Origin of the sequence: Cytobacillus solani (assembly GCF_006704205.1) — a bacterium.
GTDB lineage: Bacteria > Bacillota > Bacilli > Bacillales > Cytobacillaceae > Cytobacillus > Cytobacillus solani.
The window spans coordinates 4,831,715-4,858,495 of sequence record NZ_CP041305.1 but is presented as its reverse complement, the minus strand read 5'-3'; the positions used below and the strand labels follow the sequence as shown (position 1 = coordinate 4,858,495).

The window sequence follows — 26,781 nt, the reverse complement described above, 5'->3', positions numbered from 1 at the left end:
CAACTAACAATCAGTATGGGTTGAAGGATAACCCACACTGACCGAGTTTCACTTTATTTTGTCCAAGCCGGAATATGTGATTTAAGAACTGAATATAGTAGCAATGGAATGATTTATACTGACGTGTTCATTTCCGATAAGGCATTATCTAAAAACACGCCCTATTCTAAGTGAAAGAATATCACTGAAATGGGATTATAGCTGTCTTTAAGAAGAGGTTATGGGCACGCGGGAGGGGAAAACAAGGAGGAGCTAGGAATGGAAATATTAAAAGTTTCAGCAAAATCTAATCCTAATTCTGTAGCAGGTGCTCTTGCAGGTGTTCTGCGTGAAAGAGGCGGTGCCGAGATCCAAGCGATTGGTGCAGGTGCATTAAACCAGGCGGTAAAGGCAGTAGCAATTGCAAGAGGATTTGTAGCGCCTAGCGGAGTGGATTTGATTTGTATCCCTGCATTTACAGATATTAAAATTGATGGGGAAGAACGAACCGCAATAAAACTAATCGTTGAACCTAGGTAATTACGTAAGGCAGCAGGAGATGTTTCTCGGAAATGATCTATTCTTTTTTCAAAATAGAGAAATATATTGTAATCAACTATAGATGACCTGTTTGCCATAAAAGCAAGCGGGTTCTTTTTTTCATAATCAGGTCTTAACATAGATGAAAGGATGAAAATATAGATGAAAATATTTGATGCCCATTGTGACGTCCTTTACAAAATGTTTTTAGACTCAACTATTAATTTTAACGATTCTGAAAAACTTGAAGTCAATTTAAATGGGATGAAATCAGGGGGGGTAAAAGTGCAATGTTTTGCTATATTTATACCTGATTCTGTCCATCCCGATATGCGATTTAATGCAGCACTATATATGATTGAGCTCTTTTATGAAAAGATAATTAAGCCTTTCTCACAAATACGTGTGATTTCGAATCGGATAGATCTCGAAAATCTTGCAGCGGATGAAATAGGTGCTATATTAACTTTAGAAGGATGCGATGCCATTGGCTATGATTTAGTCAAATTAAAAACGCTACTCAGATTAGGTGTTACTTCAATTGGGCTAACATGGAATTATAGCAATTATGTTTCTGATGGGATCCTTGAAGAAAGAGGTGCAGGATTATCAACCTTTGGGAAAAAAGTAGTCAGCATTTTGAATACGACCCAAACATGGTGTGATGTTTCCCACCTCTCTGAACGTGGATTCTGGGATGTGATCGAATACAGTGACTATCCATTTGCTTCCCATTCGAATTGTTATTCGCTTTGTCCAAATCCCCGTAATTTAATGAATGATCAGATTGAAGCACTTATTGATCGTGACAGTGTAATAGGGATTACGTTTGTCCCTGAATTTTTAACAAGCAGAAAAACGGCAACAGTGACTGATGTATTAAGACATCTTGAATATGTCTGTTCACTTGGAGGAGAAGAGCATGTCGGCTTCGGATCAGATTTTGATGGAACCAATGGAAAGCTGCCAAAAGGCTTAATGAATGTGAAGGACTTTCACCAATTAATGAATGAGTTGGTAAAATATTATTCTAGTATACAAGTGGAGAATTTTATGTATAGAAACTTTATTAGAAGATATCCGAGAAAATGAAAATGAATAGATAGCTAATAGATTTATCATTACGAAAAAGTAGGAAGTTTAATCGATCATTTGGCAATCAAAATGGCATAAATCTATTATTGTTTAATTAGTTGTAAAATATTCATATTTTCGACAATAATTAGTATGAAAGGGTTGCTTTTTTTTAGACTTAGGTCTAGAATTGAAAGCGTTTAGTACCCATTCAAAATCCTTAATAAAAGGTTGTTCTTTATATCGTAAATAAGGTTTCTGAAAGAGTGCTACACTTTAATTATTATATTGTTTTTACATATTTTTCTAACGTATCTAAAGGGGTGTAAGTCATGATCAATCAACTTTCGTGGAAAGTTGGCGGGCAACAAGGGGAAGGTATTGAAAGTACTGGTGAAATTTTTGCCATTGCATTGAACCGATTAGGCTACTACTTGTATGGTTACCGCCATTTCTCATCTCGTATTAAAGGCGGTCATACGAACAATAAGATTCGTGTAAGCACAACACAAGTTCGTTCCATTTCAGACGATCTTGATATTTTGGTAGCATTCGACCAAGAAACAATCGATTTGAACTACAAAGAGCTCCATGAAAAAGGTGTTATTATTGCGGATGCAAAGTTCAACCCAATAAAGCCAGAAGATACTAAAGCATCGATGTTTGCGGTTCCATTTACGGAATTAGCGACGGAATTAGGTACATCCCTTATGAAAAACATGGTTGCTGTTGGTGCAACATGTGCAGTCTTAAATTTAGATATTAACGTTTTTAAGGAAGTTGTGCAAGAAATTTTTGGACGTAAGGGTCAGCAAGTAGTTGAAAAAAATATGGAAGCCATTAAGTCAGGCTTTGATAATATGCAAGAACATCTAGAAAATACGGCAGAATTAATGGAACTTGAGAAAGCAGACGGGAAGAAACGTATGTTTATGATTGGTAACGATGCGATTGCGCTTGGCGCATTGGCAGGCGGGTGCCGCTTCATGGCTGCTTATCCAATTACTCCTGCTTCCGATATTATGGAATATTTAATTAAAAAGCTTCCTCCAGTTGGCGGAGCAGTGATTCAGACTGAAGATGAAATTGCTGCAGTAACAATGACTATTGGAGCTAACTATGGTGGAGTACGTGCACTAACTGCATCATCAGGCCCTGGACTTTCATTAAAAATGGAAGCGATCGGCTTATCTGGTATTACGGAAACTCCGCTTGTCATTGTTGATACACAGCGTGGGGGGCCATCAACAGGTCTGCCAACAAAGCAGGAGCAATCCGATTTAATGGCTATGATTTATGGTACACATGGTGAGATTCCGAAGATTGTTATGGCACCAAGTACTGTTCAAGAAGCATTCTATGATACAGCAGAAGCATTTAATCTTGCTGAAGAATACCAATGTCCAGTCATTGTTTTATCTGACCTTCAATTATCTTTAGGTAAACAAACTGTAGAACCTCTTGAATATGATAAAGTAGAAATTCGCCGCGGAAAGTTAGTGACAGAAGAATTGCCTGAAATTGAAAATAAAGGTTACTTTAAACGTTATGAAGTAACAGAGGATGGCGTTTCTCCAAGAACGATACCTGGAATGAAAAATGGTATACACCATGTAACTGGTGTTGAACATGATGAACAGGGCAAGCCGTCCGAATCTGCAGCCAATCGAAATGCACAAATGGACAAGCGCTTCCGTAAAATTGAAAATATTAAATTCGATACTCCTGTTTATAAAAACGCTCCACATGAAGAAGCAGACATTTTGATTGTTGGCTTCAATTCAACTCGCGGAGCAATTGAAGAAGCAATGGGCCGTTTGGAAAAAGACGGATTAAAGGTGAATCATGCACATATCCGTTTAATTTATCCATTCCCATCTAATGAATTACTGCCCCTCGTAAATTCAGCGAAAAAGATCGTGGTTGTTGAAAATAATGCGACTGGGCAATTGGCAAATATGATTAAGATGAACGTCGGAAATGCTGAAAAAATTACAAAGATGTTAAAGTACGACGGAAATCCATTCTTGCCGCATGAAATTCATACAAGATGCAAGGAGTTGGTCTAAATGGCAACATTTAAAGATTTTCGTAATAGTATAAAACCAAACTGGTGTCCCGGCTGTGGAGACTTCTCCGTTCAAGCTGCGATCCAGCGTGCTGCAGCAAATGTAGGACTAGAACCTGAAAACTTAGCTGTTATTTCTGGAATTGGATGTTCAGGCCGTATTTCAGGATATATTAATTCTTATGGATTACATGGTATCCACGGACGTTCACTCCCAATCGCAACGGGTGTGAAAATGGCTAACCGAGACTTAACGGTTATCGCTTCTGGCGGTGATGGCGATGGATATGCAATCGGTATGAGCCACACAATCCATGCGATTCGCCGAAATGTAAATATCACATATATTGTTATGGATAACCAAATCTATGGTTTAACAAAAGGACAAACATCACCAAGGTCAGCTACAGGCTTCAAAACGAAGTCAACACCTGAAGGTTCCATTGAACAAGCAATTGCTCCAATGGAAATGGCATTAACTGCTGGTGCGACATTTGTTGCCCAAAGCTTCTCTACTGACCTTAAGGATCTGACGGCATTAATCGAAGCTGGTATTAAACATGAAGGCTTCTCTTTAATTAACGTGTTTAGCCCTTGTGTTACTTATAATAAAGTGAACACTTATGACTGGTTTAAAGAGAATTTAACAAAATTAAGCGATGTTGAAGGCTATGATTCTTCTAATAAATCAATGGCTATGCAAACTTTAATGAAGCATAATGGCTTAGTAACTGGACTCATTTATCAAGATACAGAGCGTAAATCTTATCAAGAGCTGCTAAATGGCTATTCAGAAGCTCCGTTAGTTGACGCGGACTTAACTCTAGATCAAGCACATTTTGATAAACTTGTTGACGAATTTATGTAAGAAAATGAAGATAGCCCAGGGTAAATTCCTGGGTTATTTTTTTATGAACGCTTACTAAGACTGTTCTTTAATAACTTTTATTATATGTGATAATCGTCACGTTCAAATTAGATGAATTCGTATAATATTATTATTTGTGAATAGGTACATACCATTTGTTTGAATTGAGTTTACAGCAGCGAGTGATCACTAGTCCCATAGGAGGATTTCTATTGTTTTCAATGCATAAAGGCTTTATACTATAATAATGTGTGTAGTTAATCTTAATTACGATAATATTTTTTATTATAAAAGCTTAGGTATTCCAATAGATTTTCTCGCAGGTACAAAAGAGAGAAAGGGGACAAAAAAATGAATGAAAAACAACGACTAGAAGGTCAACAAGTGCAAACACCTAATCCATCGGACAAAAAATCCGAAAAGGATTATAGCAAATATTTTGAAGCGGTGTATACTCCTCCATCATTAAAGGAAGCGAAGAAGCGCGGAAAAGAAGAAGTAGCCTATCATAAGGATTTTGATATTCCACAAGAATTTCATGGGATGGGGAATGGACGAAAGTTCTATATCCGTACGTATGGCTGTCAAATGAACGAGCATGATACGGAAGTTATGGCGGGGATTTTCCTAGGACTAGGCTATGAACCGACGGATACTGTAGAGGATGCTAATGTAATATTATTAAATACATGTGCAATCCGTGAAAATGCAGAGAATAAAGTCTTTGGTGAGCTTGGTCACTTAAAGCACTTGAAAAAAGAAAAACCAGACTTGCTTCTAGGTGTATGTGGATGTATGTCCCAGGAAGAGTCAGTAGTTAACAAAATTTTGAAAACGTATAATCAAGTAGATATTATCTTTGGAACACATAATATTCATCGCCTGCCAAACATATTGCATGAAGCATATATGTCAAAGGAAATGGTTGTAGAAGTATGGTCTAAAGAAGGAGATGTTATTGAAAACCTTCCGAAGGTTCGTCAAGGAAATATTAAAGCATGGGTTAATATTATGTACGGCTGTGATAAGTTCTGTACGTATTGTATTGTTCCTTATACACGTGGGAAAGAGCGCAGTCGCCGTCCCGAAGATATCATTCAAGAGGTTAGACAATTAGCTGCACAAGGATATCAAGAGATAACCCTTCTTGGACAAAATGTGAATGCATACGGGAAAGACTTTGAAGATATTCAATATGGTCTAGGGGATCTAATGGATGAAATTCGTAAAATTGATATTCCACGTATCCGTTTTACAACCAGTCATCCTCGCGATTTTGATGATCAATTAATTGAAGTATTGGCAAAAGGCGGAAATCTCGTTGAACATATTCATCTGCCAGTTCAATCTGGATCAAATGAAGTTCTTAAAATCATGGCACGTAAATATACGAGAGAACATTATTTAGAGCTTATTCGTAAAATCAAAGCCGCTGTTCCAGGGGCAACATTTACGACTGATATTATTGTTGGCTATCCAAATGAAACGGATGAGCAGTTTGAAGAAACACTTTCACTCTATCGTGAAGTTGGCTATGAAGCTGCTTATACGTTCATCTATTCCCCACGGGAAGGAACACCTGCTGCAAAAATGCAGGATAATGTTCCGATGGAAGTGAAAAAAGAGCGTCTACAGCGTTTAAATGCACTTGTAAATGAGCTTTCTGCTGAAGCGATGAAAAAATATCAAGACCAGATCGTCGAAGTTCTAGTCGAAGGTGAAAGCAAGAATAATCCGGATGTACTCGCAGGATATACAAGAAAAAATAAACTAGTCAACTTTATTGGACCAAAATCAGCTATTGGTAAAATGGTTAAGGTAAAAGTTACTGATGCGAAAACATGGTCCTTAAACGGAGAAATGATAGAAGAACTTAATGCGGTAGAGGTGGAGTAAAATGGCGAAGTATACTAAAGATGACATTATTGCCCGAGCAAGAGAGCTTGCACGAATGATTGCAGAAACTGAAGAAGTAGATTTTTTCAAGCGTGCGGAAGCACAAATCAACGAAAATGAAAAAGTACGTGCGACGATTTCGAATATTAAAGGGTTGCAAAAACAAGCGGTAAACCTTCAGCACTTTGGTAAGAAAGAAGCATTGAAAAAAACAGAAGATAAGCTAGAAGCCCTTCAAAATGAATTAGATGAAATTCCAGTTGTTCAGGAATTTAAGCAATCTCAAATTGAAGTGAATGAATTGCTGCAAATGGTTGCTAACACTATTTCCAACACCGTGACCGACGAAGTGATCCTTTCAACAGGTGGAGACTTGTTAAGCGGTGAAACAGGCTCACAAATAAAAAATAGCGATTGCTCACATCATCAATAGAAATGCGGAAGTGCCTTGCTCATCGCCGTACGGACTGGAAGAGCCCTGACTGAGATAAAGGAAACACGATAAGCCGGTAGGCGAATCGATGTTGACTTATCGTAGGGAGGGGATCTGAAGTACGATAGGCGATAGGCGCTGTAGCAAGACAGAATTAGAAATGCGGAAGCGCCTTGCTCATCGCCGTACGGACTGGAAGAGCCCTGACTGAGATAAAGGAAACACGATAAGCCAGTAGGCGAATCGATGTTGACTTATCGTAGGGAGGGGATCTGAAGTACGATAGGCGATAGGCGCTGTAGCAAGACAGAATTAGAAGTGTGAAACCGCCTTTCTAGCCGGAAAACCCCCTGACATTATGTCAGGGGGTTTCTCTATATAAAAAAGGAGGTATAATCGGCCTGGTTTGGGTTGTGGAGGCTAATTATTTCTAAGCAGTTCAACTGCCCTTAAAAACTCTTTCCGGTACTCTTGCTGTTCTTGTAACGCAGCATTAAGAGTTGAAAGTAGAGACTCATTTAAAATTCTCGTACCATTTTGATTTGAATCATTGCCCAAATAGTTGAGAAGGAAGGTATATACGAGAAGCAAGGTTGAGTAATTATCAACGTAAGTTAAATTGATGGCACGGCCACCCATACCGCCTGCAGCATGGTTATTAATAGAGGGGATACCAGCTTCCGCAGCCATTTCAAGCAGTTCTTCAGGAACCCCAAGTTGTTTGAGCACTTCAGGATCTAATTGTAACTTCTCTTTCTTTTTACTTCTATCAATCATTTTCCATACCTCCCTTCTCTTGGACAATCTGTGGTTCTATTTTACTTAGTTTGGGTAGAGGCTAAACTAGTCGCCTCTGCATTTCTATTAGTCTTGCTGCAGCTTCTAGCCACTCTAGGTCATAAGCCAATCTTCAAGAAAGGCATAGAACACCATATAGCAAGATTTGTCTTGTGCTTGGCAGTGCGAACAAGGTGCCTTGGCTTTTCTATGAGTGGTTGCTTTCTACTTGATTTGCGTTGTTCACTGAAATTGCTTGTGAATCACCGCCATTTGCTACGTTGAATTGAGCAGATAGGATTGGAATATTGATTAGTGATGCATTAACTGCAAAACCACCAAGTGAAACTGGTATTTGTACAGGGATGTTTACCTGTGGGCTATTTCCTTGTGCTGCGAAAGTAAAGGCCTTGAAGGCATCTCCGTTGCTGCTGACGCCGTTTACTGCTTCAGGACGATTCTGAACAGGGCTAGTATGATTTTCTTCATAGCATCTATTTGACAACATATTTCTCACCTCCTCCAAAGCATTATTTTTTCCTTATTTTTCTTCAGTAGAATTACTACTTGTAAGATCAGTAAGATCTAAGTCAAGTAACGATACACCATTTAGTGAAAGTTTTATTTTCTTATTATCATCAGATGTTTCAAATACTGGCAGCAATTTGCTTAGAGCAGGGATCATATTCTGAACTCCGTTTGAACCTAAAGGATTTTGGTTGAAAATCCCGTTTAAGTTTTTTAGCGGGTTAGCCGCGTTGAATAAGTTTCCGCTCATTGGATTTGCTGATAAGTTACTAAGTTTATTAGAAACAAGTCCGTTTAGTGTCTCCCCTAAATTTTTCGAAATTTTATCCGCAAATTCTCTGGCATTTTCTCCATTTATTTCTTTGCCATTAAAATTTATTTTGAAGTTGGAATTATCTAAGTTGGTCATCCTGATCACCTCCTTCTCGTTAATGTATTATATTGGTGAAAAAGCCAAGCTGTATCCGCGTTTTAATTAGGACAAACATATAATTTTTTGAAATGTTAGCTGGGAGAAACTGACGAAGGTATAAAATATGTTAGACAGCCTTGAGGGCAAAATTTTAAGAAATGGACAATTTTATAGTAATTTACTCCAAGAAATTACCTTAAGATATGTGTTCACTAATTTAGTAATATGGCACATTCGCCCTGAAAAAGCATACTATGGATTATGCCAATACATTTACCTAACATTCATCAAGAAATATCGCACACTAGTCTAATATCCCGCATAGGATGAATTGAAAATGAATGAGGAGGTTCGCTCGCAATGGGAGAATACAGAGAGATAATAACAAAGGCGGTCGTTGCAAAGGGACGAAAGTTTACCCAGTCCAATCATACGATATGCCCTAAACACCATCCGTCAAGCATCCTTGGCTGCTGGATTATAAACCATACGTACGAGGCGAAAAAGGTCGGAAAAACAGTCGAGGTTCGCGGCTACTATGACATTAACGTTTGGTATTCCTTTGATAATAATACGAAAACAGAGGTTGTTACTGAACGTGTTGATTATAAAGATGTCATTAAATTAAAATACCGTGATCCTGATTGCCTTGATGACCACGAAGTAGTAGCACGCGTATTGCAGCAGCCTAACTGCTGTGAATGTGTGATTTCACCAAATGGAAATAAAATTATCGTTCACGTAGAAAGAGAATTTCTCGTTGAAGTGATTGGTGAAACGAAAGTATGTGTAGCTGTTCATCATGATCAATGTGATTGTGATGACGAGGAATGGGGCTTTGATGAAGTTGAAGATGAGGCATTTGAAGATTTAAACCCCGACTTTTTAGTTGGAGATGAAGAAGAGTAATAACTAGGAGGTGTTGCTTCCTAGTTTTTTCTTTTTTGTATTTAATTTTCTGTAAATTTAAATTATAATAGATGGAAAATTCAATAATGGAGGTCATTATCATGGAGAATTATTTTCTATTTATATTCATGGCATTTATGCTGATTATACTGCCTGGGCCAGACACTGCCATTATCACAAAGAATACTATCTCTAAACGTAAAGCTGCAGGGCTACAAACAACAGCGGGTACACTGATAGCATTGCTCATTCATACAATGGCAGCTGTGTTTGGATTATCCGCTCTTATTGTTAAATCAGCTTTTCTCTTTTCTATTCTTAAATATGCAGGTGCTGTATACCTTATTTATCTTGGCTGCAAATCCATCCTTTTTATTATAAAAAAACAGCCGCAAGCTCCTTCAGATCCAGAACAAGTCAATAAATTTGCAAAAGAATCAAACTTCAGGCAAGGATTTTTAACGAATTTACTAAATCCAAAAGTAGCAGTTTTCTTCCTCACCTTTTTGCCTCAATTTGCAGGAAAAGGAGATCATGCATTTTTTGAATTTTTAGCACTAGGATTGACTTACACCTTATTAACATTGATCTGGTTTTTCTTCTATATATACTTAATTCATTTTGTAAGTGATTTTATGAAGAAGCCTACTACGATGAAGGCTGTAGAAGGGCTAACAGGAGCTGTATTAATTCTATTTGGGTTAAAATTAGCTTTGGAAAAAAACTAGTGTATAGTTAAAAAGTCCTCATTTGAAATCTATGTATCCCATTATCTTCCTTCACATGCTAAAATATTTAAGTGAAAGAAGTCTAGGGGGTAGGTTTATGTTCAAGAAAGTTGCATCAGACGTATTAGGGTTAAGTGATGTTGGAAGTGTAATTAAGCCTGTTGATTATGACAAAGTAGATGCAGATGATTACGTTCTTCACGAGGACAATGAAAAGATTTACTTCTTAATTAAATCGAAATCTGATGAATACTGCTTTACAAATAAAGCGTTAATTCATTTAGATGGCACGAGCGCAATGAGTAAAAAACGGACTTTAAAACGCTACACATACAAAGAATACACGATTTCAGATGTGATGCTTGAGACTGCAGGCACGGTCGATTTGGATGTAGAGATTAAATTTGTGATCGGTTCTGTCCATTTTTCTATTGATGTTCATAAGAAACATATTGAAGAATTGAAAGATTTATATAAAGCACTCATTCGTATATCGGAAATTTGCCATGATAATGAAGTATCCATGTCTTACGCAGAGAAGAGCTTGGAATTAACTTCAAATACATTCAGCCGTTCAGCAGTTCCTCAGGATAATAATTTCGTAGATAACTTCAGAGTATTAAACGAAACAGCATTTAATTGGCTTATGAATAGCAGAAAGAAATACAATGTAAAAGATTTCGGGTTTGTATTTGAAAAGTATATTAATAATTGATTTGAACAAAGCAGCGGTCTATTTTTTAAGATCCTGCTTTTCTTTGTTTTGAGAAACAAAATTAAATAATACTTATGCTATAATAGGATTATAAAAAAAGTTACATTTGAACATTTGGAGGACACTATGGCAGCTTATACGCCTATGATACAGCAATACTTGAGAGTAAAGGCAGATTACGAGGATGCCTTTTTATTTTTTCGTCTTGGAGATTTTTACGAGATGTTTTTCGATGATGCCATTAAAGCATCACAAGAGCTAGAAATTACATTAACGAGCAGAGAAGGCGGCTCAGAAGACCGAATTCCGATGTGCGGAGTTCCGTATCACTCTGCACCACAATACATTGAACAATTAGTTGATCGTGGATATAAAGTAGCCATTTGTGAACAAACGGAGGATCCGAAACAGGCAAAGGGTGTCGTAAAAAGGGAAGTCGTTCAGTTAATAACGCCGGGAACAATGATGGAAGGCAAGGGCCTTCATGAGAAGGAAAATAATTTTATTGCGACAATCAGTTATTTTGCTGATAACACCTTTGGATTTGCTTACAATGACCTCTCGACTGGAGAAACGAAGGTCACCATGCTTAGCTCAGGTTTTGATGAAGTATTGAATGAACTATCCATTTCAGGTGCGAAAGAACTAATTATTGCCCGGGATTTCAATGGAGATTGGCAGCGGAAAATGAAAGAAAGGTCTATTCTAACCATCTCGTTCGAAGAAGATTGCACGGGTAAAGATAGCTATCAGCCTTTACTTGAGGAGATTAGTCAGGACAAGCTTCATCAAACAACAGCTAGACTATTTAACTATTTATACCGTACACAAAAAAGAAGTTTAGATCACTTACAGAAGGTTTCTACCTATCAAACAAATCAATACATGAAAATTGATTATTTTTCCAAGAGGAACTTGGAGTTAACAGAAACAATTCGTTCTAAAGGGAAAAAGGGATCTTTGCTATGGCTGCTTGATGAAACAAAAACGGCCATGGGTGGTCGGCTTTTAAAGCAATGGGTTGACCGTCCTCTTGTGAATGAGCAGGAAATCATTCGCAGACAAACACTTGTTGAAACCTTAATAGCAGCCTTTTTTGAACGTGAAGAATTAAGAGAGAAGCTGAAAGAAGTCTATGATCTTGAACGCCTTGCTGGCAGAGTAGCATTCGGCAATGTAAATGCGCGTGATTTAGTTCAATTAAGACGTTCATTGCTCCAGATTCCTAATTTGAAAGAAGTACTCAGAAAGCTTTCTAATCATGAAGCGGAAATGCTTGCAGAACGGCTAGATGCCTGTGAAGAGGTTGTCGATCTCCTAGAACGTGCAATTGTAGAAAATCCGCCACTGTCGATTAAAGACGGGAACATGATCAAGGATGGATACCATGAGCAATTGGACCAATATCGTGATGCTACAAGAAATGGGAAAACTTGGATCGCTCAGCTTGAAAAACAGGAGCGGGAAAAAACAGGCATCAAATCTTTGAAGGTCGGTTATAATCGTGTGTTTGGTTATTATATTGAAGTCACGAAAGCAAATTTGCACCTTTTAAAGGAAGGGCAATATGAGCGGAAGCAAACATTAACTAATGCGGAACGTTTTATAACCCCTGATTTAAAAGAAAAAGAAGCACTTATTTTGCAAGCGGAAGAAAAAAGTGTGGAGTTGGAATACCAATTATTTACCTCAGTCCGTGAGCATGTGAAGGAATTTATCCCAAGATTGCAAGCTCTGGCAAAATCAATAAGTGAACTCGATGTCATGCAATGCTTTGCAACAGTAAGTGAAGAGAGACATTATGTGAAGCCTTCATTCACTAAGGAAAGAAAAATTGTAATTAAGGATGGCAGACACGCAGTTGTTGAGAAGGTTATGAACGCGCAAGAGTATGTGCCTAATGATTGTTATATGGATGCAGATCGTGAAATGCTGCTTATAACGGGACCGAATATGTCTGGTAAAAGTACGTATATGAGACAAATTGCTTTAACTGCTATTTTAGGACAAATTGGCTGCTTCGTCCCTGCATCAGAAGCCATACTGCCTATATTTGATCAAGTATTTACAAGAATTGGCGCAGCAGATGATCTCATCTCCGGTCAAAGTACATTTATGGTAGAGATGCTCGAAGCGCGTAATGCGATTGTTAATGCTACTCAGGACAGCCTTATTCTTTTTGATGAAATAGGCCGTGGAACATCAACCTATGATGGCATGGCGTTAGCACAAGCAATTATCGAATATATTCATAATCGTCTAGGTGCAAAAACTTTATTTTCTACTCATTATCACGAATTGACTGTCTTAGAGGAAGAACTTCCAATGGTCAAAAATGTACATGTCAGTGCAATCGAGCAAAATGGAAAAGTTGTTTTTCTTCATAAAATAAAAGAAGGAGCAGCAGACAGAAGCTATGGAATTCACGTAGCACAGCTTGCTGAGCTTCCTGAAGAGCTGATTACAAGGGCGAATGAAATTTTAGCTAAACTTGAACAGACAGATGAACAGATAAAGCAGCCTTCCACTGTGAAGAATCAGAATAAAATAGCAGAAAAAAATGAGGCCCAGCTTTCCTTCTTTGATGAACCAACTGAAAAGAAAACTGCTGTATTAAGTACGAAAGAAAAACGGATTATTGAAAAAGTCAAAGATATTGATATTTTAGATATGACACCAATGGAAGCACTAAATACGCTATATGAATTACACAAAAAATTAAAAGGGTAAACCTGTTTGAATATGGAGGTGTAGGCAATGTCCAAAATTATTCAGCTAGATGATGCACTCTCAAATAAAATCGCTGCTGGGGAAGTAGTCGAAAGGCCAGCCTCCGTCGTAAAAGAACTAGTGGAAAATTCAATTGATGCCGGCAGCACAATCATTGAAATTGAGACGGAAGAAGCGGGATTAGCAAAAATTCGCATCATTGACAATGGAGATGGAATTGAGGAAGACGATGTAATGACAGCATTCCAACGCCATGCAACTAGTAAAATTAAAGATGAAACAGACCTTTTTCGAATTCGAACGTTAGGGTTCCGTGGTGAAGCCTTGCCAAGTATCGCTTCTGTTTCAAGAATTGAAATGAAAACATCGACAGGTGAGATAGGGACGCGTTTACAGGTTGAGGGTGGAAAAGTGGAAGCTGTTGAAAAAGCTCCTGGACGAAAAGGAACAGATTTAACTGTGTCCGATTTATTCTTCAATACACCAGCACGGCTTAAATATATGAAGACGATTCATACAGAACTTGGAAATATTACCGATGTGGTCAATCGGTTGGCTCTTGCTCATCCGGAAGTTTCCTTTCGCCTCATCCATAATGAACGGAAACTTCTGCATACGAACGGGAACGGGGATGTAAGGCAAGTATTAGCAGCTATATACGGAATGAATATCGTAAAAAAAATGGTGCCGGTCAAAGCCACTTCCCTCGATTTTCATATTAGCGGGTATGCGGCGTTACCTGAAATTACTAGAGCTTCACGGAATTATATTTCCACAATGATCAATGGACGCTTTATCAAAAATTATCCGCTCGCTAAGGCGATTCAAGAGGGGTATCATACATTGCTGCCAATTGGGCGCTACCCAATTGTCCTTTTGAATATTGAGATGGACCCGCTTCTTGTAGATGTCAATGTCCATCCATCTAAAATGGAAGTGCGCCTGAGTAAAGAACAGGAATTAAATGAACTTGTGACGGGTGCAATTAAGAATGCATTTAAGGCACAAGAATTAATTCCCACAGGTTTTACAGAACCTAAAGCGGTTAAGCCGAGAGAGGAACAAATCTTTTTAGAACTGGATCATGTTCCAGTCATTAAACCTATTCGAGAAATGAATATTGACGATTCAAGACCTTCTTATATTCGTGAAAATATGATACAAAATGAGTCGAAGAAAGATATTCTTTCCATCTATTCCAATGAAATGAATGAAGAAAGAGAAATTGCTGCCCATTCGTATGAGTCTGATATGGAAGAAAAATCTTTTGAGGTAAGCAAAGAATCTCATTTTAAACAATTCATTCAGCATCAAGCTTCAAGAGTTCCGCCTCTATACCCAATTGGGCAAATGCATGGGACATATATATTTGCCCAGAATGAGAAGGGACTGTATATCATCGATCAGCATGCGGCCCAAGAACGAATCAAATACGAATATTTTAAAGAAAAGGTTGGCCAGGTGGAAAGTGAGCTCCAAGAAATGCTAATTCCACTAACTTTTGAATACTCAACCGATGACTATATAAAAATTGGTGAGTATAAAGCGGAACTAGAAAAAGTAGGCGTATTCCTCGAGCCATTTGGACACAATAGCTTTATTATTCGTTCCCATCCGCAATGGCTTCCAAAAGGGGAAGAGAAAGAAATCATAGAAGACATGATCGAGCAGCTCCTTTCTATGAAAAGAGTAGATATCAAAAAGCTAAGGGAAGAAGCTGCCATCATGATGAGCTGTAAAGCTTCAATTAAGGCAAATCATCATTTAAGAACTGATGAAATCCAAGCCTTGCTTGATGAACTTAGACACACAACAGACCCATTTACATGCCCGCACGGACGGCCTATCATCATACAGTATTCGATTTATGAGATGGAGAAGATGTTTAAGCGGGTGATGTAGGTTAAAGCAATGGAAAACCCTTGATAAAATAAGGTTTTCTGTTGCTTTTTTTATGAATTCTTCTTAACGACCTATTTGTAATCCTCTATATAGCTATTGACTAAACCAATTATTTAGGCTAAGATATTTTCAATTAATTCGGAATATACGGCTATGAAGAGAAGAGTAATTTTGATTAATTATTTGCAGAGAGCTCCGGTAGGTGGAAAGGAGTAATAATGATCTTAATGAAAAAAGGCTTGGAGCTTTGCACGGATCTAAGAGCGTTCTTAGTGATACTGCGACGGGATCTCCCGTTAAAGAGATAGGGTATAATCAATTATTAAAAAATTGCCGTACCCGAAGAGGTTGATATGGTGATATATCAATAAACTGAGGTGGTACCACGGAGCTATAAACTCTCGTCCTCAAGATGAATAATCTTGGGGGTGGGAGTTTTTTTGTTGTTTTGAAGTATAAAATCGAATGTAAAGACCTACTAAACAAGCTAAAAGACTGGAGTGAAAAGAATGAGTAGTGAACAAACATCTTTTAGAATAGAGAATTTATTGACCTTAAAATCACAGGGGATTCAAGTATATCCTGAAAAGTTTTCTACAAATTGTGAACTTTATGAAGCCACTCAACTTGAAGACGGAACTTCTGGAGTCCGAGTTGCCGGAAGAATAATGAGTATTAGATACTTTAGCAAATTAAGTTTTATTACTATTTCAAATATACAAGGATGCTTACAACTTCTTTTGAAAAAGGATGAGATTGGCGATGAACCTTTTAATCAATTTCATAATTTATTGGATATAGGAGATTTTATCGGTGTAGATGGACGTATGTATACGACTAAAACGAATGAGAAAACACTTCGTATTGAAAGCTATGTGTTTCTTGGGAAGGCGTTGCGTCCGCTTCCAGAAAAATGGCACGGTTTAAGCAATGTTGAACTACGATATAGACAGCGTTATTTAGATTTAATGATGACAAGAGAGACACAAAATCGTTTACTAGCCAGATCCAAAATGGTTCGTGCCATTCGCAGATTCTTTGAGGACAACGAATTCTTAGAAGTAGAAACACCAGTTTTACAGCATTCTTCATCAGGGGCTTTAGCTAAACCTTTAAGGACATATCATTACTCTTTAGATACAGAATTAAATTTACGGATTGCACCTGAAACCTATTTAAAAAGGTTAATTGTAGGTGGTTTTACCAAAGTATTTGAATTTGCAAAGTGTTTTAGGAACGAGGGGATAAGTCCTCAACATCTTCAAGAATTTACAATGGTTGAAGGATATGCGGCATACTGGAATTATGAGGATACAATGAAATTAATGCGTGATATGGTTCTGTTTGTTCTGGCTCAAACCTTTAATACAACTACCATTACCATTCAAGGCCAAACGATAGACTTTTCGATAGAATGGGACATTGTCACTTTCAAAGATTTAATCTTAAAAGACACAGGGGTTGATATAGACCTTTTTCCTGATGTGAAAAATTTATATCAAGAAACGTTGAGGAAAAATATTAACTTAGGACAATTAGATATTGAATCTCTAGGAAGAGGTAATTATATTGATCATCTATACAAGAAAATGTGTCGACCAAAATTAGTTAAACCTACATTTTTAATTAAACACCCTATTGATTTATCCCCATTAGCTAGAGCCAATGATCTAAACCCTGCTTTATCAGACCGGTTCCAATTAGTTGTGAATGGTGCAGAAATTATTAATGCATATTCAGAGTTGGTTGACCCACTCGAACAAAGAAGACGGCTGGAGGCTCAAGCCCATCTTAAAAGTAATGGAGATTTAGAAGCTATGGAAATGGATGAAGATTATCTAACAGCAATGGAATATGGGATGCCCCCTATTTCTGGTTGGGGATTTGGAATTGAACGCCTTTTAATGGTACTTACGGATAGTGATACAATTAAAGATTGTGTTTTATTTCCATTAACTAAAAAAATATAGCCTTTCCCTCAATATAAGATTCGATATTTAGACAAAGTTGAGAGTATAAAGACAGTTACAAAGTAAATATAGAACAAAAAGTTATAAGGAAATTGTTTTTTCTTTAATTAAAGGGTAGCGTTAATTTACGATTTGGATCTAAGTCAATATCTTGGACATAAAAAAGTTAAGTCCCATTCCTTATGCTGCTCGGCATAATGTTTCTACTTCATCTGGTGTTAAATAGTTTATTGCGCCATGAATTCGCTTTCGGTTGTACCAGCTTTCAATGTAAGTAAATAAGGCTACTTTTGCAGTTTCAAAGTCCAGATATCGGTTCCTATAAACCTCTTCTTTTTTCAATGTTGCATGAAATGATTCCATACATGCATTGTCATACGGACAACCTTTTCGACTAAATGATTGAATGTATCCATGTTGCTTTAACTGCTTTTGGAATGCTTCACTCGTATATTGTGTGCCTAAATCCGTATGCAAAATAACCCCTTCATTAGGGTCTTGATTTTGAATGGCATTGTCTAGTGCTTGTGTAACCAATTCAACCGTCATTTGTCGGGCAAAGTTATATCCTACGATTTTCTTAGAATGAAGGTCTAGCACTGAAGCTAAGTAACACCAGCCATCTTTATGTGTGTGAATATATGTAATATCAGCTACCCATTTCTCATTAATAGAGGTTGTTTGAAAATCCTGCTCTAATCTGTTTTCACGTTCTTCTATAAGACTTTGAAATGATGCAGGACGATATTTTTTAACAATAATAGAACGAACTCTAGCCTGTTTCATTAAGCGTTGTACACGTTTGATGCTCACCTGAAATCCTTCTTTACGCAATAAGTAATGAATTTTAGGAGCTCCATAACGACCCTTACTTGCTTTATGGATTTCTCGGATACGTTTGGTTATTTCCTCATTTTCTATTTGATAGGCCGAAGGCATTTTATGGGCAGCTTGATAATAAGTACTTTTAGGCAACTTTAATACACGACACATGGTTTGAACAGGATAGTGTGCCTTTTCTTCATTGATATGTTCGATAATTTCTTGATCCCTTACTTTTTCGCGAATATGGTCATAGCCTTTTTTAATATTTCTACCTCTTGTTTTAAACGTAAACTTTCTTTTTGAATAGCTGCGATTTCAGCGGGTGTTAATGACTCATTTCCCCCAATAGGAGAATGCACTTTAATCCATTTACAAATAGTTACTTCTGAGACACCATATTCGCTAGCAAGCTGGTTGACGGGAGTACCAGCACGATAAAGTTCAACAATCGTTTCTTTGAATTCTTGATTGTAACGTTTTTGTTTCATAACGGACACGTCCTCTCTTAATTTCTAGGATAAGGACTTAACTAAAATGTGTCCATACTTCTATACTAGCTCCATAGTTGAAGTTGAGGGTGTATTAACTTCAATAAATACTTCCTATAATAAGTTTAGGATTTCGACTACTACTATCGGAGAAATTAGTGGGAAAATGTCTACAGAGATGTTTAAAGAATTAAAAAAGAATAACAATCTTCAATTTAGGGTTCCAAGTGCAATAAAAGCAATGATTAAGAAGGAATTTGTGACTGATTACTTAGAAGAATATTATGAAAGGTATACTCTGATGCAATTCGAGCCGCCTGAATAATTAAGCTGGTTCGTTAATGAAATTTTCATTTTACTGGTTTTCTGTCTGCAGAAATGAATTAAAACAATATTATAGTATTGTATTCCATATAGCACACACACCAAATAAAATATTTGAGTTGTAGTCGACGGGAGATCCGATTGATTTTGGCTTTTTATACGGGGATTACGCAAAATGTGGACGATCTGTTGCAGAGCCATACCGTCCGCACCATGCTTGCGAACAGTGAGTCTATTGTCATGCTGAATCAAGCCAGTACAAATCGCAGAGAATTGGTGGAACTGCTTAATATCTCGGACATGCAGCACTCCTACATCACGATTGTAGATGTGGGGAATGGTTTGATGAAGATCGGAAGTTCTCTTGTACCGTTTGCCGACAAGTTTCCGCGTAATACGAAGCTGTATCGTTTGATGACGACAAAGCCTGGAGAAGCATAATTAAAACAACGAAAGCGGTTGGTTTCGACAAAAACCAGCCGCTTTCTTTACCTTGCAAGCATCCATTTGAGCAGGCATAACGTGTATTGCTCCCAACTCCATTCTGAGACGCTTTTGTTGAGTATATAAATTTACGTTGTTAGTTGCCCGCATCCGTTTTCTATCCGTTCTGAAAGCCTGCTCCCCAATAACCAAGTGGTTCACCTACACGTACCTGGGTTCCTAAACATAGCTCTTGGAGAAACTCGAAATCTCCGTTCTCAACGAAAAGAACAACAGTTGACCCGAACTCGAAATAAGCAAGCTCATCGCCTTTATTGAGATGGATCGCGAGCGAGTTCGTATACTTGATACTGCTTACGTTCATTGCACCGACTTTAACGATAGATAAAACGCCGTATTGATGCCTCATATAAGTGATCAGTCGCTCGTTACGACTTAATACTTTGTTCATATGCTTTAACCCAAACTCGTTTACGGGATACGCTCTTCCTAAAATATGGTTCTTCGCAATGATCGTTCCGGTAACCGGTGAGTGAACGCGATGATAATTAGCCGGACTCAAATAAAGTACAATAAAGAAACCTCCGCGATATCTGTTAAAGGTTGGAGCAGAACCCAATAGCTCGTCCGTAGTATAATTTTGGCCTTTAACATGGATTATGCTTTTTTCGTCTATTCGGCCTATTCCGGTAATGGTGGCATCCACGGGACTGACTAACGCGGCGTTATTTTGATCAATCGGACGAATGCCGTCCTTCAAACGTCGAATAAAAAACTCATTTAATGACTGATAAGCTTTCAAAGGCTTTTCAGCATCCTCGGTATGAATCCCGTACGCTCTCGAATACCAGAAAAGAAGCCAGCGGCTGGCTCTTGTTTTAGTAAATGACCCGATCAACTTTGAGGACCATTTATGAGATGTCAGTTCAGTTAACGTATGAAATAAACGTCGAATCGCCATAAGTATCGCCAACTTTTCTTTGATTATAAAATGATTTAAGAAGCATTATAGTATAAGATTTCAAGCCGCATCAATTATGATTTGCCTATCGTAATGATAGGCTTGCTAGAATCATAGGAAAAAACTATTGTTTTTATAATATTAACGGAATAGTCTTATCATAAATTCGATATTATACTCAACTTATGATCTTGTAACGAAATTTCCATATTTAAAGCAAATAAATAGCATGCAGGCAATAATGGAAACGAAAATAGGCGTTTTAGCACTGCAAGGGGCAGTGGACGAGCATCTGAACATGATTCATGAAGTTGGTGCAGTTGGCATCGCCATTAAAAGAAAAGAACAATTAACCGGTATAGATGGCATCATTATTCCTGGAGGTGAAAGTACAACAATAGGGAAAATGATGAGGAAATATGGGTTTATCGAGGAGATTCGATCGCTTGCTATGTCTGGAAAACCTATATTTGGAACCTGCGCAGGGACACTCCCAACTGCTGAGCGAGCTCTCGAGTGGGAGTTGCCCTGGCTTCCAGACTCCATTGTTAATATGATCGATGGCCTGATCGAGCAGTTGTTGCCACAGGGGTCTTTTATCGTCCCGGTTTACTTTCAGCAATTTGATCCCCCGTATAGAATGAAGTGAAATTAGCGCTATTTTTGGATTGCTTGAATACATAATTTTGGACGCGTGCAGTATGTCATCGATGCTGTATTGGAGACGGTGGAGCTCGCTTCTCGGTTTTAACACAGGTGATTAAAAAAGTTGTCGAAGGTTCACCAGTTGGATAGCAGCAATGGCAGCCAGAAGAACCTTAAAAGAACTGAGGAGTGAGCCATTTTGGATAAAATGATTTTTAGAAAAATTGAGTTCTTTGGTCGTCATGGATTGTTGCCTGAAGAAAACCGATTGGGTCAAAAATATGTTGTCGATGTAGTTTTATATCTCGATTTGTCTCCCGCAGGGGTGGCGGATGATTTTGAGTTGACGATAAATTATGCCGATTTGTATGAGGTGATTAAAAAAGTAGTCGAGGGTCCACCAGTTGCCTTGGTATAAACTTTGGCAGAAAACATTGCATCCACCCTTCTAGATTCGTACTCCAGGATCGGTGAGGTTACGATTCGTGTGACCAAGCCGAACCCTCCGGTTGCTATTCTTTTTTCAGGGCTTGCTATTGAGATTCATCGTGAACGAATGCAGGAACGTGGTATATAGTCGCATCAGTAAACTTGTTGATCAAAATCTTTGAGAGAGGTGATTCAAATGGCATCTATTGAAATTTTTTCATTAAATGTGGGCATGCCAAGGGAGGTCCAGTTTCAGCAGAAAGACGTTTCTACGGGGATATTTAAGAAAGCTACAGACGAAGCTTTGTATTTATCTTATCTAAACTTTGAAGGGGATGGGCAGGGGGATCTCGTTCATCATGGAGGCAGGGAGAAGGCTGTATGCGTCTATCCTTATGAACACTATCCATTTTGGGAAAATGAATTGAATAGACCGTTAGAGTACGGGTCCTTAGGGGAAAATTTAACGATAAAAGGCTTGTTGGAAACTGATGTCTGCATTGGGGACGTTTTTGAGCTTGGTAAAGCAATCGTTCAAGTTAGTCAGCCGAGACAGCCTTGTTACAAGTTGACGATCAGGCATGGTGTACCGGATATGCTCTTGAAGGTGCAGCAAACGGGCTACACGGGATTTTACTTCCGCGTTCTGGCAGAGGGTGTCGTCTCTAAAGACGACGGACTATCGCTTCTTCATCGTCATCCTAAGGAAATTACGGTTTCATTTGCCAATCGGATTATGCACCGAGAGAAGGATAATATCGAGGGCATCAAACAAATCCTCGAAGTAGAAGAATTGTCCTTGAATTGGAGGAATACGTTTCTAAAACGTTTGGCGGGAACCGAGACGGATTCTCGAGAAAGACTAACAGGTAACACGTAAGGCAATGAATCTGCAACGATTTGAAGAAAAATAGTGATGACAGAATGAACACCGCTTTTGGCTTTTCAGTCAGAAGTTTTGAAAGGAACAAGCTACCCGTAAGATAGGAGTGATCCAATGAATCTACAAGATCGTCTGTCCAAGGTCGAACATCGCATCCGTGAAGCTTGCGGGCGATGCGGCAGAAGCGAAAAGGAGATCCAGATTATAGCTGTGACGAAATATACGACGATGGAAACAGTGGAGCAAGTATTGTTGTCTGGTATAGGCCATGTCGGCGAAAGCCGTACGCAAGAAGCTCAATCTAAATGGGAGGCCTTCCATCCACGAGGAATGTGGCATTTTATCGGTCATTTGCAAACCAATAAAGTAAAAGATGTTATCGGTAAATTCGAGTATATACATTCATTAGACCGCTTATCCTTGATGAAAGAAATAGAGAAGAAGGCTGCTGATTTGAATGTCGTTGTAAATTGCTTTATTCAGGTTAACGTTTCGGGGGAGGAGAGTAAACAAGGACTTTCTCCGGAAGTGTTATTTACATTTGCCCAGGAAGTTTCACGGATGAAACAGATTCGAGTCGTGGGGTTAATGACGATGGCCCCTTACGAGCTCAATACTGAAGCGACTAGACCGGTTTTTAGAGAATTGAAACGATTACGCGATGAACTTAATGCAAGAGATATTTTTTCATATCCCGTGCAACATCTTTCCATGGGGATGTCCAATGATTTCGAAGTTGCGATCGAAGAAGGGGCTACCTGGTTGAGGCTTGGATCGGTATTAGTTGGAAAGGAGGCACATGAATTATGATGAAAATGGAAAGTCGCTTGGCCCAAATCGGATCGCAGAACGATCCTCAGACCGGAGCGGTAAGCTTCATCCAGTCCGGAAATTGAGAATAAGTTAAGTTGCTTGTTGAACTGGAGCAAGAAGGGTTCATGGGATTAAAAGGCCATCGGGATGCGGGGCATCTCCGTGCTTCCATTTATAATGCGGTACCTTATGAGCATTGCAAAGCACTGGCTGATTTTCTGACTGAGTTCCAAAAGAGGAACGGCTGAATAACCATTATGTGTACCTATGATAACGATAAGCAATTTGAGATTGATCATACCCATATCCTTTTTTATAATCTAAATTAAGTAGCAAATGTACAGAAACAACAAAGTTGTTCAAAAATAATAAAGTCGTTTAAAAGTTAATAAAGTTATTTAAAAAGGCTGTATTCGTAAAGATTGTTGTTTTTCGTAAAAGTCCAAAAGCCGACTACTAAAAATGGTTGTTTAGCGGTACCTTATTGCGTATGCACAGCACTTTTCTCAAAGTGATTAATGAAATTTAACGTTTTTATTATCTTTTGAATCATTATTTTGATTTAAATAGCAAAAATGTTTGAGAAAAGAGCCTTTAAAAATGAGAGCCGATACTTAAAAATAGTGTCGGCTTTTTCTGATTAAGGTATAATAATTGTAAGAATTTTCATCCGAATATTGAGCAGTAAGGAGCGTGGTTAGAGATGAGTAACATTGCAAATACATATAAATTACCTTATTATGCAGTTGTCTTTGCTTCTGAGCGAACAGAAGGTGACAATGGTTATGGTGTAATGGCAGCAAAAATGGTTGAATTAGCAAGTAAACAAAAAGGATATTTAGGTGTCGAAAGTGCAAGAGATTCAGATTTGGGCATTACCGTTTCTTACTGGAAAACACTCGAGGATATTACTGCTTGGAAAGCAAATGCAGCTCACCAAATCGCTCAAGAACGTGGAAAAAAAGAGTGGTATAGTCGATTCACATTACGTGTATGTAAAGTAGAACGTGATTATCTATTTGAAATGTAATGTAAGGTAAGGGGTAAAAGTTGAGATTAGGTAACCGAATTAAACAACTTTATTATTCATTTTTGAAGTAGTCAAAATTTGTATCTGATAATTTTTTAACAACTTTAAATAGCTTTACTACATACGAATTGTAGTAAAGCTCTTATTGTTCTACATCAAAATTAAACGACTTTATTAGCTCTATACAGCAAAGCTACATTAAAAACGAAGGAGTGAATGTCAATGGCACAAGCAGTTTTTTATCATGCAGGTTGTCCAGTTTGTGTAGATGCAGAGCAAGTGGTGGTTGATTATCTTGACAAATCGAAAATTACTACGGAGATTGTGCATCTCGGTACAGCACAAAACCGGATTGAAGAAGCGGAGAAGGCAGGTGTTAAATCCGTTCCAGCTTTGGTGATTGACGGAAATGTATATCATATCAATTTTGGTGCAAGTCTCGAGGATGTAAAAAGTTAAACATTGCAAAAGAAGGTGCCCTAAGCGGCACCTTCTTTTGTCAACACATTTCATTGAATCTGCTTTTATCCGACTTATTTTGAATGTAATATTAAGAGACATCTATCCCGCTGTTACGGGGCACCGTCAGAGGTAAGCAAAATGAATATGGAAGGTCAGACTGATCCTCAGCATCGAAAGGATAATCGCTCAGCGTGCATCGGCATGGCCTTGTTCCGAATGTCCCAGGCGATCAAAAAAGTGACGCAAGCCGAGAGCGATACTCTGGGATTATCCCCTGTACAAATCTAGGCACTGTTGTTCACTGCTCACACACGAAGCGATGTGGCTACGGTAGGCAACTTCGCCAATACGATCGGTACGACTCATGTAACGGCTGTGAGCAAAAAGCCGAAGATCGTCGAGTGACCTTGCTCTCTTTAACTTGGGAAGGGAGATCCTTAACAAGCTTGACAATTGGGGACATCTACTAGATGATGCGCTCCAGCCTATTCCGGAGGAGTTGCTGGCGCATTTCGAGATTGGGATTGGCTCTATTATTTCTACCCTGCAAAAGGAGGGGCATCTCATTGTATCGGAACCCTGTCTAGGTTGCATTCATTTTCTCCCGAATACCGGCGATATAGCAGCGCCTCATTATTGCAAGATGATCCAAAAGTATCTTACCCACGAAGCCTCACTTCAAGAATTCCCCGAACATACTTCCTTATTCAAAGTCTAGAATGGCAGTGGATGAACGCCATCCTTGCATCTGGCTTGATTTCCTTTTTCTTTATCATAGTTATATCCTATCGTTATTATATAATTAATTGAATTGAACAATGATTCAACTCAATTTATGATTAATAATGTTGATGCCTGTATTTGTCACTCCTGAGAGAGACAAGCGATGGGGGATCGATCATGGCATCTCTATTCGTTCAGTGAAGAAAGCGATTGAAAGGCATACGGACGCCAAAGCGGTGCTCGTAATCAATCCAACCTATTTCAGTGTATGTACCGATCTGAAAGCCATTGTTGATTTAGCTCATAATTACGGCATACCGGTACTTGTTGACGAGGCGCACGGGGCATTGCTCCACTTTCATAACATGCTTCCGTTGTCCGCCATGTAGGCTGGAGCAGATATGGCTGCAACAAGCATGCACAATCTTGGTGGATCACTGACACAAAGCTCGCTGCTCCATATCAAAAAAGGGCATATTCAACGTGAAAAAGTAAAACCATCTTTAGCATGCTGACAATCACATCCACTTCTTATATTCTTTTGGCTTCCCTGGACGCAGCACGGAAGCATCTTGCCTTGAATGAATCGAAAATGGCTGCAAAAGCAATTCAACTGGCAGAGTACGCTAGAGTTCAAATCAACCAAATTCCCGGTCTGGCTTCTTTCGGAAGGGAGATTCTGTGGACGGATGCGGCCTTTGATTTCGACCCTACGAAGCTTACCGTACATGTCCGAGAGTTAGGCATTACCGGATATGCTGCAGAAGTACTGCAATATTGAAGTAGAACTGAGCGATTTGTACAACATTCTTTGCTTAATCACACCAGGTGATTCGACAGAAACGGTAGATTGCTTGCTGGACGCTTTAACTGAACTAGCCAAAGCTCATCAAAAACCAAAAGCGGAAGCTGAAGCCATTGATGTAAAATTACCTGAAATTCCGCTGCTTACTCTGACACCGAGAGATGCTTTTTATGGGGAGGTTGAACTTATTCCTTTTGAGCAATCTGCCGGGCGTATTATGGCAGAGTCCGTTTATGTCTATCCTCCGGGTATTCCTATTTTACTGCCTGGAGAAGTCATCGCGGAACAACATATTCGTTACATTCGAGAGCATTTGGAAGTTGGTCTTCCTGTAAGAGGACCTCAAGATTTAAAAGTGCAAAATATCAAGGTGGTTATCGAAACCAAGGCAATTTAGCCAAAGAGGGAGCATCTATGAAT

General features: G+C 38.5%; 23 protein-coding genes, 5 pseudogenes and 1 other annotated feature. Of the genes and pseudogenes, 22 read left to right on the top strand and 6 right to left on the bottom strand.

Features of this window, described 5'->3' with window-relative positions; translation table 11 throughout:
• Nucleotides 1–258: 258 nt before the first annotated feature.
• From spoVS to FI644_RS24405, 6 genes are all read left to right on the top strand, one after another.
• A complete protein-coding gene (gene spoVS / locus FI644_RS24430; RefSeq protein WP_009791522.1) occupies nt 259–519 on the top strand; it encodes a stage V sporulation protein SpoVS in 261 nt (86 codons plus the stop codon).
• A 162-nt stretch (nt 520–681) separates the two neighbouring features.
• Entirely contained in the window at nt 682–1,611 is a 930-nt protein-coding gene (locus FI644_RS24425) for a dipeptidase (protein WP_053475738.1), read from the top strand.
• Nucleotides 1,612–1,925: 314 nt separating this feature from the next.
• Nucleotides 1,926–3,662 carry a 2-oxoacid:acceptor oxidoreductase subunit alpha gene (locus tag FI644_RS24420; RefSeq protein ID WP_142108920.1) on the top strand — a complete coding sequence of 579 codons (1,737 nt, stop codon included), beginning with the start codon at nt 1,926–1,928 and terminating at the stop codon, nt 3,660–3,662.
• Complete coding sequence (locus tag FI644_RS24415; RefSeq protein WP_142108919.1) at nt 3,663–4,529, top strand: 2-oxoacid:ferredoxin oxidoreductase subunit beta; 867 nt, start codon at nt 3,663–3,665, stop codon at nt 4,527–4,529.
• 351 nt (nt 4,530–4,880) lie between these two features.
• Nucleotides 4,881–6,425 (top strand): tRNA (N6-isopentenyl adenosine(37)-C2)-methylthiotransferase MiaB, encoded by a 1,545-nt coding sequence (gene miaB, locus FI644_RS24410; RefSeq protein ID WP_142108918.1) that lies wholly within the window; start codon nt 4,881–4,883, stop codon nt 6,423–6,425.
• Between the two features lies 1 nt (nt 6,426).
• Nucleotides 6,427–6,858: a YlbF/YmcA family competence regulator gene (locus tag FI644_RS24405; RefSeq protein WP_056684210.1), complete on the top strand. Its 432-nt coding sequence runs from the start codon at nt 6,427–6,429 to the stop codon at nt 6,856–6,858.
• 420 nt (nt 6,859–7,278) lie between these two features.
• Here the strand turns inward: FI644_RS24405 and FI644_RS24400 are convergent, their stop codons facing one another.
• The 3 genes from FI644_RS24400 to FI644_RS24390 form a co-directional block, all read right to left on the bottom strand.
• Complete coding sequence (locus FI644_RS24400; RefSeq protein ID WP_053475743.1) at nt 7,279–7,635, bottom strand: hypothetical protein; 357 nt, start codon at nt 7,633–7,635, stop codon at nt 7,279–7,281.
• A 208-nt stretch (nt 7,636–7,843) separates the two neighbouring features.
• Nucleotides 7,844–8,143: a hypothetical protein gene (locus FI644_RS24395; RefSeq protein ID WP_053475744.1), complete on the bottom strand. Its 300-nt coding sequence runs from the start codon at nt 8,141–8,143 to the stop codon at nt 7,844–7,846.
• A 33-nt stretch (nt 8,144–8,176) separates the two neighbouring features.
• A complete protein-coding gene (locus tag FI644_RS24390) occupies nt 8,177–8,572 on the bottom strand; it encodes a hypothetical protein (protein WP_053475745.1) in 396 nt (131 codons plus the stop codon).
• A 363-nt stretch (nt 8,573–8,935) separates the two neighbouring features.
• Between FI644_RS24390 and FI644_RS24385 the strand changes: the two genes are divergently transcribed.
• The 6 genes from FI644_RS24385 (at nt 8,936) to lysS (ending at nt 17,529) form a co-directional block, all read left to right on the top strand.
• The gene (locus FI644_RS24385; RefSeq protein ID WP_053475746.1) at nt 8,936–9,484 is read left to right on the top strand and encodes an outer spore coat protein CotE; all 549 of its coding nucleotides are present in this window, start codon (nt 8,936–8,938) and stop codon (nt 9,482–9,484) included.
• Between the two features lie 98 nt (nt 9,485–9,582).
• Nucleotides 9,583–10,212 carry a LysE family translocator gene (locus tag FI644_RS24380; RefSeq protein WP_053477509.1) on the top strand — a complete coding sequence of 210 codons (630 nt, stop codon included), beginning with the start codon at nt 9,583–9,585 and terminating at the stop codon, nt 10,210–10,212.
• Between the two features lie 97 nt (nt 10,213–10,309).
• On the top strand, nt 10,310–10,927 hold the full coding sequence (locus FI644_RS24375; RefSeq protein WP_053475747.1) for a PH domain-containing protein: 618 nt from the start codon (nt 10,310–10,312) through the stop codon (nt 10,925–10,927).
• A gap of 126 nt (nt 10,928–11,053) precedes the next feature.
• Nucleotides 11,054–13,657 (top strand): DNA mismatch repair protein MutS, encoded by a 2,604-nt coding sequence (mutS, locus tag FI644_RS24370; protein WP_142108917.1) that lies wholly within the window; start codon nt 11,054–11,056, stop codon nt 13,655–13,657.
• Nucleotides 13,658–13,684: 27 nt separating this feature from the next.
• Nucleotides 13,685–15,559 (top strand): DNA mismatch repair endonuclease MutL, encoded by a 1,875-nt coding sequence (gene mutL, locus FI644_RS24365; protein ID WP_142108916.1) that lies wholly within the window; start codon nt 13,685–13,687, stop codon nt 15,557–15,559.
• Nucleotides 15,560–15,703: 144 nt separating this feature from the next.
• Nucleotides 15,704–15,971: a binding site (T-box leader), on the top strand.
• A 97-nt stretch (nt 15,972–16,068) separates the two neighbouring features.
• On the top strand, nt 16,069–17,529 hold the full coding sequence (gene lysS, locus FI644_RS24360) for a lysine--tRNA ligase (protein WP_142108915.1): 1,461 nt from the start codon (nt 16,069–16,071) through the stop codon (nt 17,527–17,529).
• 180 nt (nt 17,530–17,709) lie between these two features.
• On the opposite strand, the gene FI644_RS24355 is transcribed toward lysS, so the two are convergent.
• Nucleotides 17,710–18,842, bottom strand: a protein-coding gene (locus FI644_RS24355; RefSeq protein ID WP_434088012.1) for an IS3 family transposase whose coding sequence is annotated in 2 segments (ribosomal slippage) — nt 17,710–18,608 and nt 18,608–18,842 — 1,134 coding nt in all. Because the reading frame shifts where the segments join, the coding sequence is not laid out codon by codon here.
• A gap of 166 nt (nt 18,843–19,008) precedes the next feature.
• Here FI644_RS24355 and FI644_RS26575 point away from each other — a divergent pair.
• Both FI644_RS26575 and FI644_RS24350 read left to right on the top strand, forming a co-directional pair.
• Complete coding sequence (locus FI644_RS26575; RefSeq protein WP_156341138.1) at nt 19,009–19,167, top strand: hypothetical protein; 159 nt, start codon at nt 19,009–19,011, stop codon at nt 19,165–19,167.
• 140 nt (nt 19,168–19,307) lie between these two features.
• Nucleotides 19,308–19,607 carry a hypothetical protein gene (locus FI644_RS24350; RefSeq protein ID WP_434088013.1) on the top strand — a complete coding sequence of 100 codons (300 nt, stop codon included), beginning with the start codon at nt 19,308–19,310 and terminating at the stop codon, nt 19,605–19,607.
• A gap of 160 nt (nt 19,608–19,767) precedes the next feature.
• On the opposite strand, the gene asd is transcribed toward FI644_RS24350, so the two are convergent.
• Nucleotides 19,768–20,571 (bottom strand): archaetidylserine decarboxylase, encoded by an 804-nt coding sequence (gene asd / locus FI644_RS24345; protein WP_056684223.1) that lies wholly within the window; start codon nt 20,569–20,571, stop codon nt 19,768–19,770.
• Between the two features lie 229 nt (nt 20,572–20,800).
• Here asd and FI644_RS24340 point away from each other — a divergent pair.
• A pseudogene (locus tag FI644_RS24340) lies at nt 20,801–21,022 on the top strand (type 1 glutamine amidotransferase family protein); the annotation flags it as partial.
• A gap of 16 nt (nt 21,023–21,038) precedes the next feature.
• Here the strand turns inward: FI644_RS24340 and FI644_RS27520 are convergent.
• A pseudogene (locus tag FI644_RS27520) lies at nt 21,039–21,193 on the bottom strand (MocR-like pyridoxine biosynthesis transcription factor PdxR); the annotation flags it as partial.
• 222 nt (nt 21,194–21,415) lie between these two features.
• Here FI644_RS27520 and folB point away from each other — a divergent pair.
• From folB to FI644_RS24300, 7 genes and pseudogenes are all read left to right on the top strand, one after another.
• Nucleotides 21,416–21,793, top strand: a pseudogene (folB, locus tag FI644_RS24335) (dihydroneopterin aldolase).
• A gap of 48 nt (nt 21,794–21,841) precedes the next feature.
• Nucleotides 21,842–22,525: an MOSC domain-containing protein gene (locus FI644_RS24330; RefSeq protein WP_142108912.1), complete on the top strand. Its 684-nt coding sequence runs from the start codon at nt 21,842–21,844 to the stop codon at nt 22,523–22,525.
• 117 nt (nt 22,526–22,642) lie between these two features.
• Nucleotides 22,643–23,338, top strand: a complete 696-nt coding sequence (locus tag FI644_RS24325) for a YggS family pyridoxal phosphate-dependent enzyme (protein WP_142108911.1) — start codon at nt 22,643–22,645, stop codon at nt 23,336–23,338.
• Between the two features lie 107 nt (nt 23,339–23,445).
• Nucleotides 23,446–23,589: pseudogene (locus FI644_RS27050) on the top strand (3-phosphoserine/phosphohydroxythreonine transaminase); the annotation flags it as partial.
• 455 nt (nt 23,590–24,044) lie between these two features.
• Nucleotides 24,045–24,371, top strand: coding sequence for an antibiotic biosynthesis monooxygenase family protein (locus FI644_RS24315; RefSeq protein ID WP_056684235.1), 327 nt, complete (start codon nt 24,045–24,047; stop codon nt 24,369–24,371).
• Between the two features lie 222 nt (nt 24,372–24,593).
• Nucleotides 24,594–24,830 carry a thioredoxin family protein gene (locus FI644_RS24310; RefSeq protein ID WP_056684238.1) on the top strand — a complete coding sequence of 79 codons (237 nt, stop codon included), beginning with the start codon at nt 24,594–24,596 and terminating at the stop codon, nt 24,828–24,830.
• Between the two features lie 857 nt (nt 24,831–25,687).
• Nucleotides 25,688–26,758, top strand: a pseudogene (locus tag FI644_RS24300) (aminotransferase class I/II-fold pyridoxal phosphate-dependent enzyme); the annotation flags it as partial.
• Nucleotides 26,759–26,781: the final 23 nt, after the last annotated feature.

Bases quoted from the DNA above. Each gene is read 5' to 3' on its own strand.
- mutS (WP_142108917.1), top strand. From the start codon at position 11,054: ATGGCAGCTTATACGCCTATGATACAGCAATACTTGAGAGTAAAGGCA.
- FI644_RS24405 (WP_056684210.1), top strand. From the start codon at position 6,427: ATGGCGAAGTATACTAAAGATGACATTATTGCCCGAGCAAGAGAGCTT.
- FI644_RS24395 (WP_053475744.1), bottom strand. From the start codon at position 8,143: ATGTTGTCAAATAGATGCTATGAAGAAAATCATACTAGCCCTGTTCAG.
- mutL (WP_142108916.1), top strand. From the start codon at position 13,685: ATGTCCAAAATTATTCAGCTAGATGATGCACTCTCAAATAAAATCGCT.
- FI644_RS24325 (WP_142108911.1), top strand. From the start codon at position 22,643: ATGAATCTACAAGATCGTCTGTCCAAGGTCGAACATCGCATCCGTGAA.
- FI644_RS24375 (WP_053475747.1), top strand. From the start codon at position 10,310: ATGTTCAAGAAAGTTGCATCAGACGTATTAGGGTTAAGTGATGTTGGA.
- miaB (WP_142108918.1), top strand. From the start codon at position 4,881: ATGAATGAAAAACAACGACTAGAAGGTCAACAAGTGCAAACACCTAAT.
- FI644_RS24385 (WP_053475746.1), top strand. From the start codon at position 8,936: ATGGGAGAATACAGAGAGATAATAACAAAGGCGGTCGTTGCAAAGGGA.
- FI644_RS24390 (WP_053475745.1), bottom strand. From the start codon at position 8,572: ATGACCAACTTAGATAATTCCAACTTCAAAATAAATTTTAATGGCAAA.
- FI644_RS24330 (WP_142108912.1), top strand. From the start codon at position 21,842: ATGGCATCTATTGAAATTTTTTCATTAAATGTGGGCATGCCAAGGGAG.
- FI644_RS24400 (WP_053475743.1), bottom strand. From the start codon at position 7,635: ATGATTGATAGAAGTAAAAAGAAAGAGAAGTTACAATTAGATCCTGAA.
- lysS (WP_142108915.1), top strand. From the start codon at position 16,069: ATGAGTAGTGAACAAACATCTTTTAGAATAGAGAATTTATTGACCTTA.
- FI644_RS24415 (WP_142108919.1), top strand. From the start codon at position 3,663: ATGGCAACATTTAAAGATTTTCGTAATAGTATAAAACCAAACTGGTGT.
- FI644_RS24315 (WP_056684235.1), top strand. From the start codon at position 24,045: ATGAGTAACATTGCAAATACATATAAATTACCTTATTATGCAGTTGTC.
- FI644_RS24425 (WP_053475738.1), top strand. From the start codon at position 682: ATGAAAATATTTGATGCCCATTGTGACGTCCTTTACAAAATGTTTTTA.
- FI644_RS26575 (WP_156341138.1), top strand. From the start codon at position 19,009: ATGTCTACAGAGATGTTTAAAGAATTAAAAAAGAATAACAATCTTCAA.
- spoVS (WP_009791522.1), top strand. From the start codon at position 259: ATGGAAATATTAAAAGTTTCAGCAAAATCTAATCCTAATTCTGTAGCA.
- FI644_RS24310 (WP_056684238.1), top strand. From the start codon at position 24,594: ATGGCACAAGCAGTTTTTTATCATGCAGGTTGTCCAGTTTGTGTAGAT.
- FI644_RS24420 (WP_142108920.1), top strand. From the start codon at position 1,926: ATGATCAATCAACTTTCGTGGAAAGTTGGCGGGCAACAAGGGGAAGGT.
- asd (WP_056684223.1), bottom strand. From the start codon at position 20,571: ATGGCGATTCGACGTTTATTTCATACGTTAACTGAACTGACATCTCAT.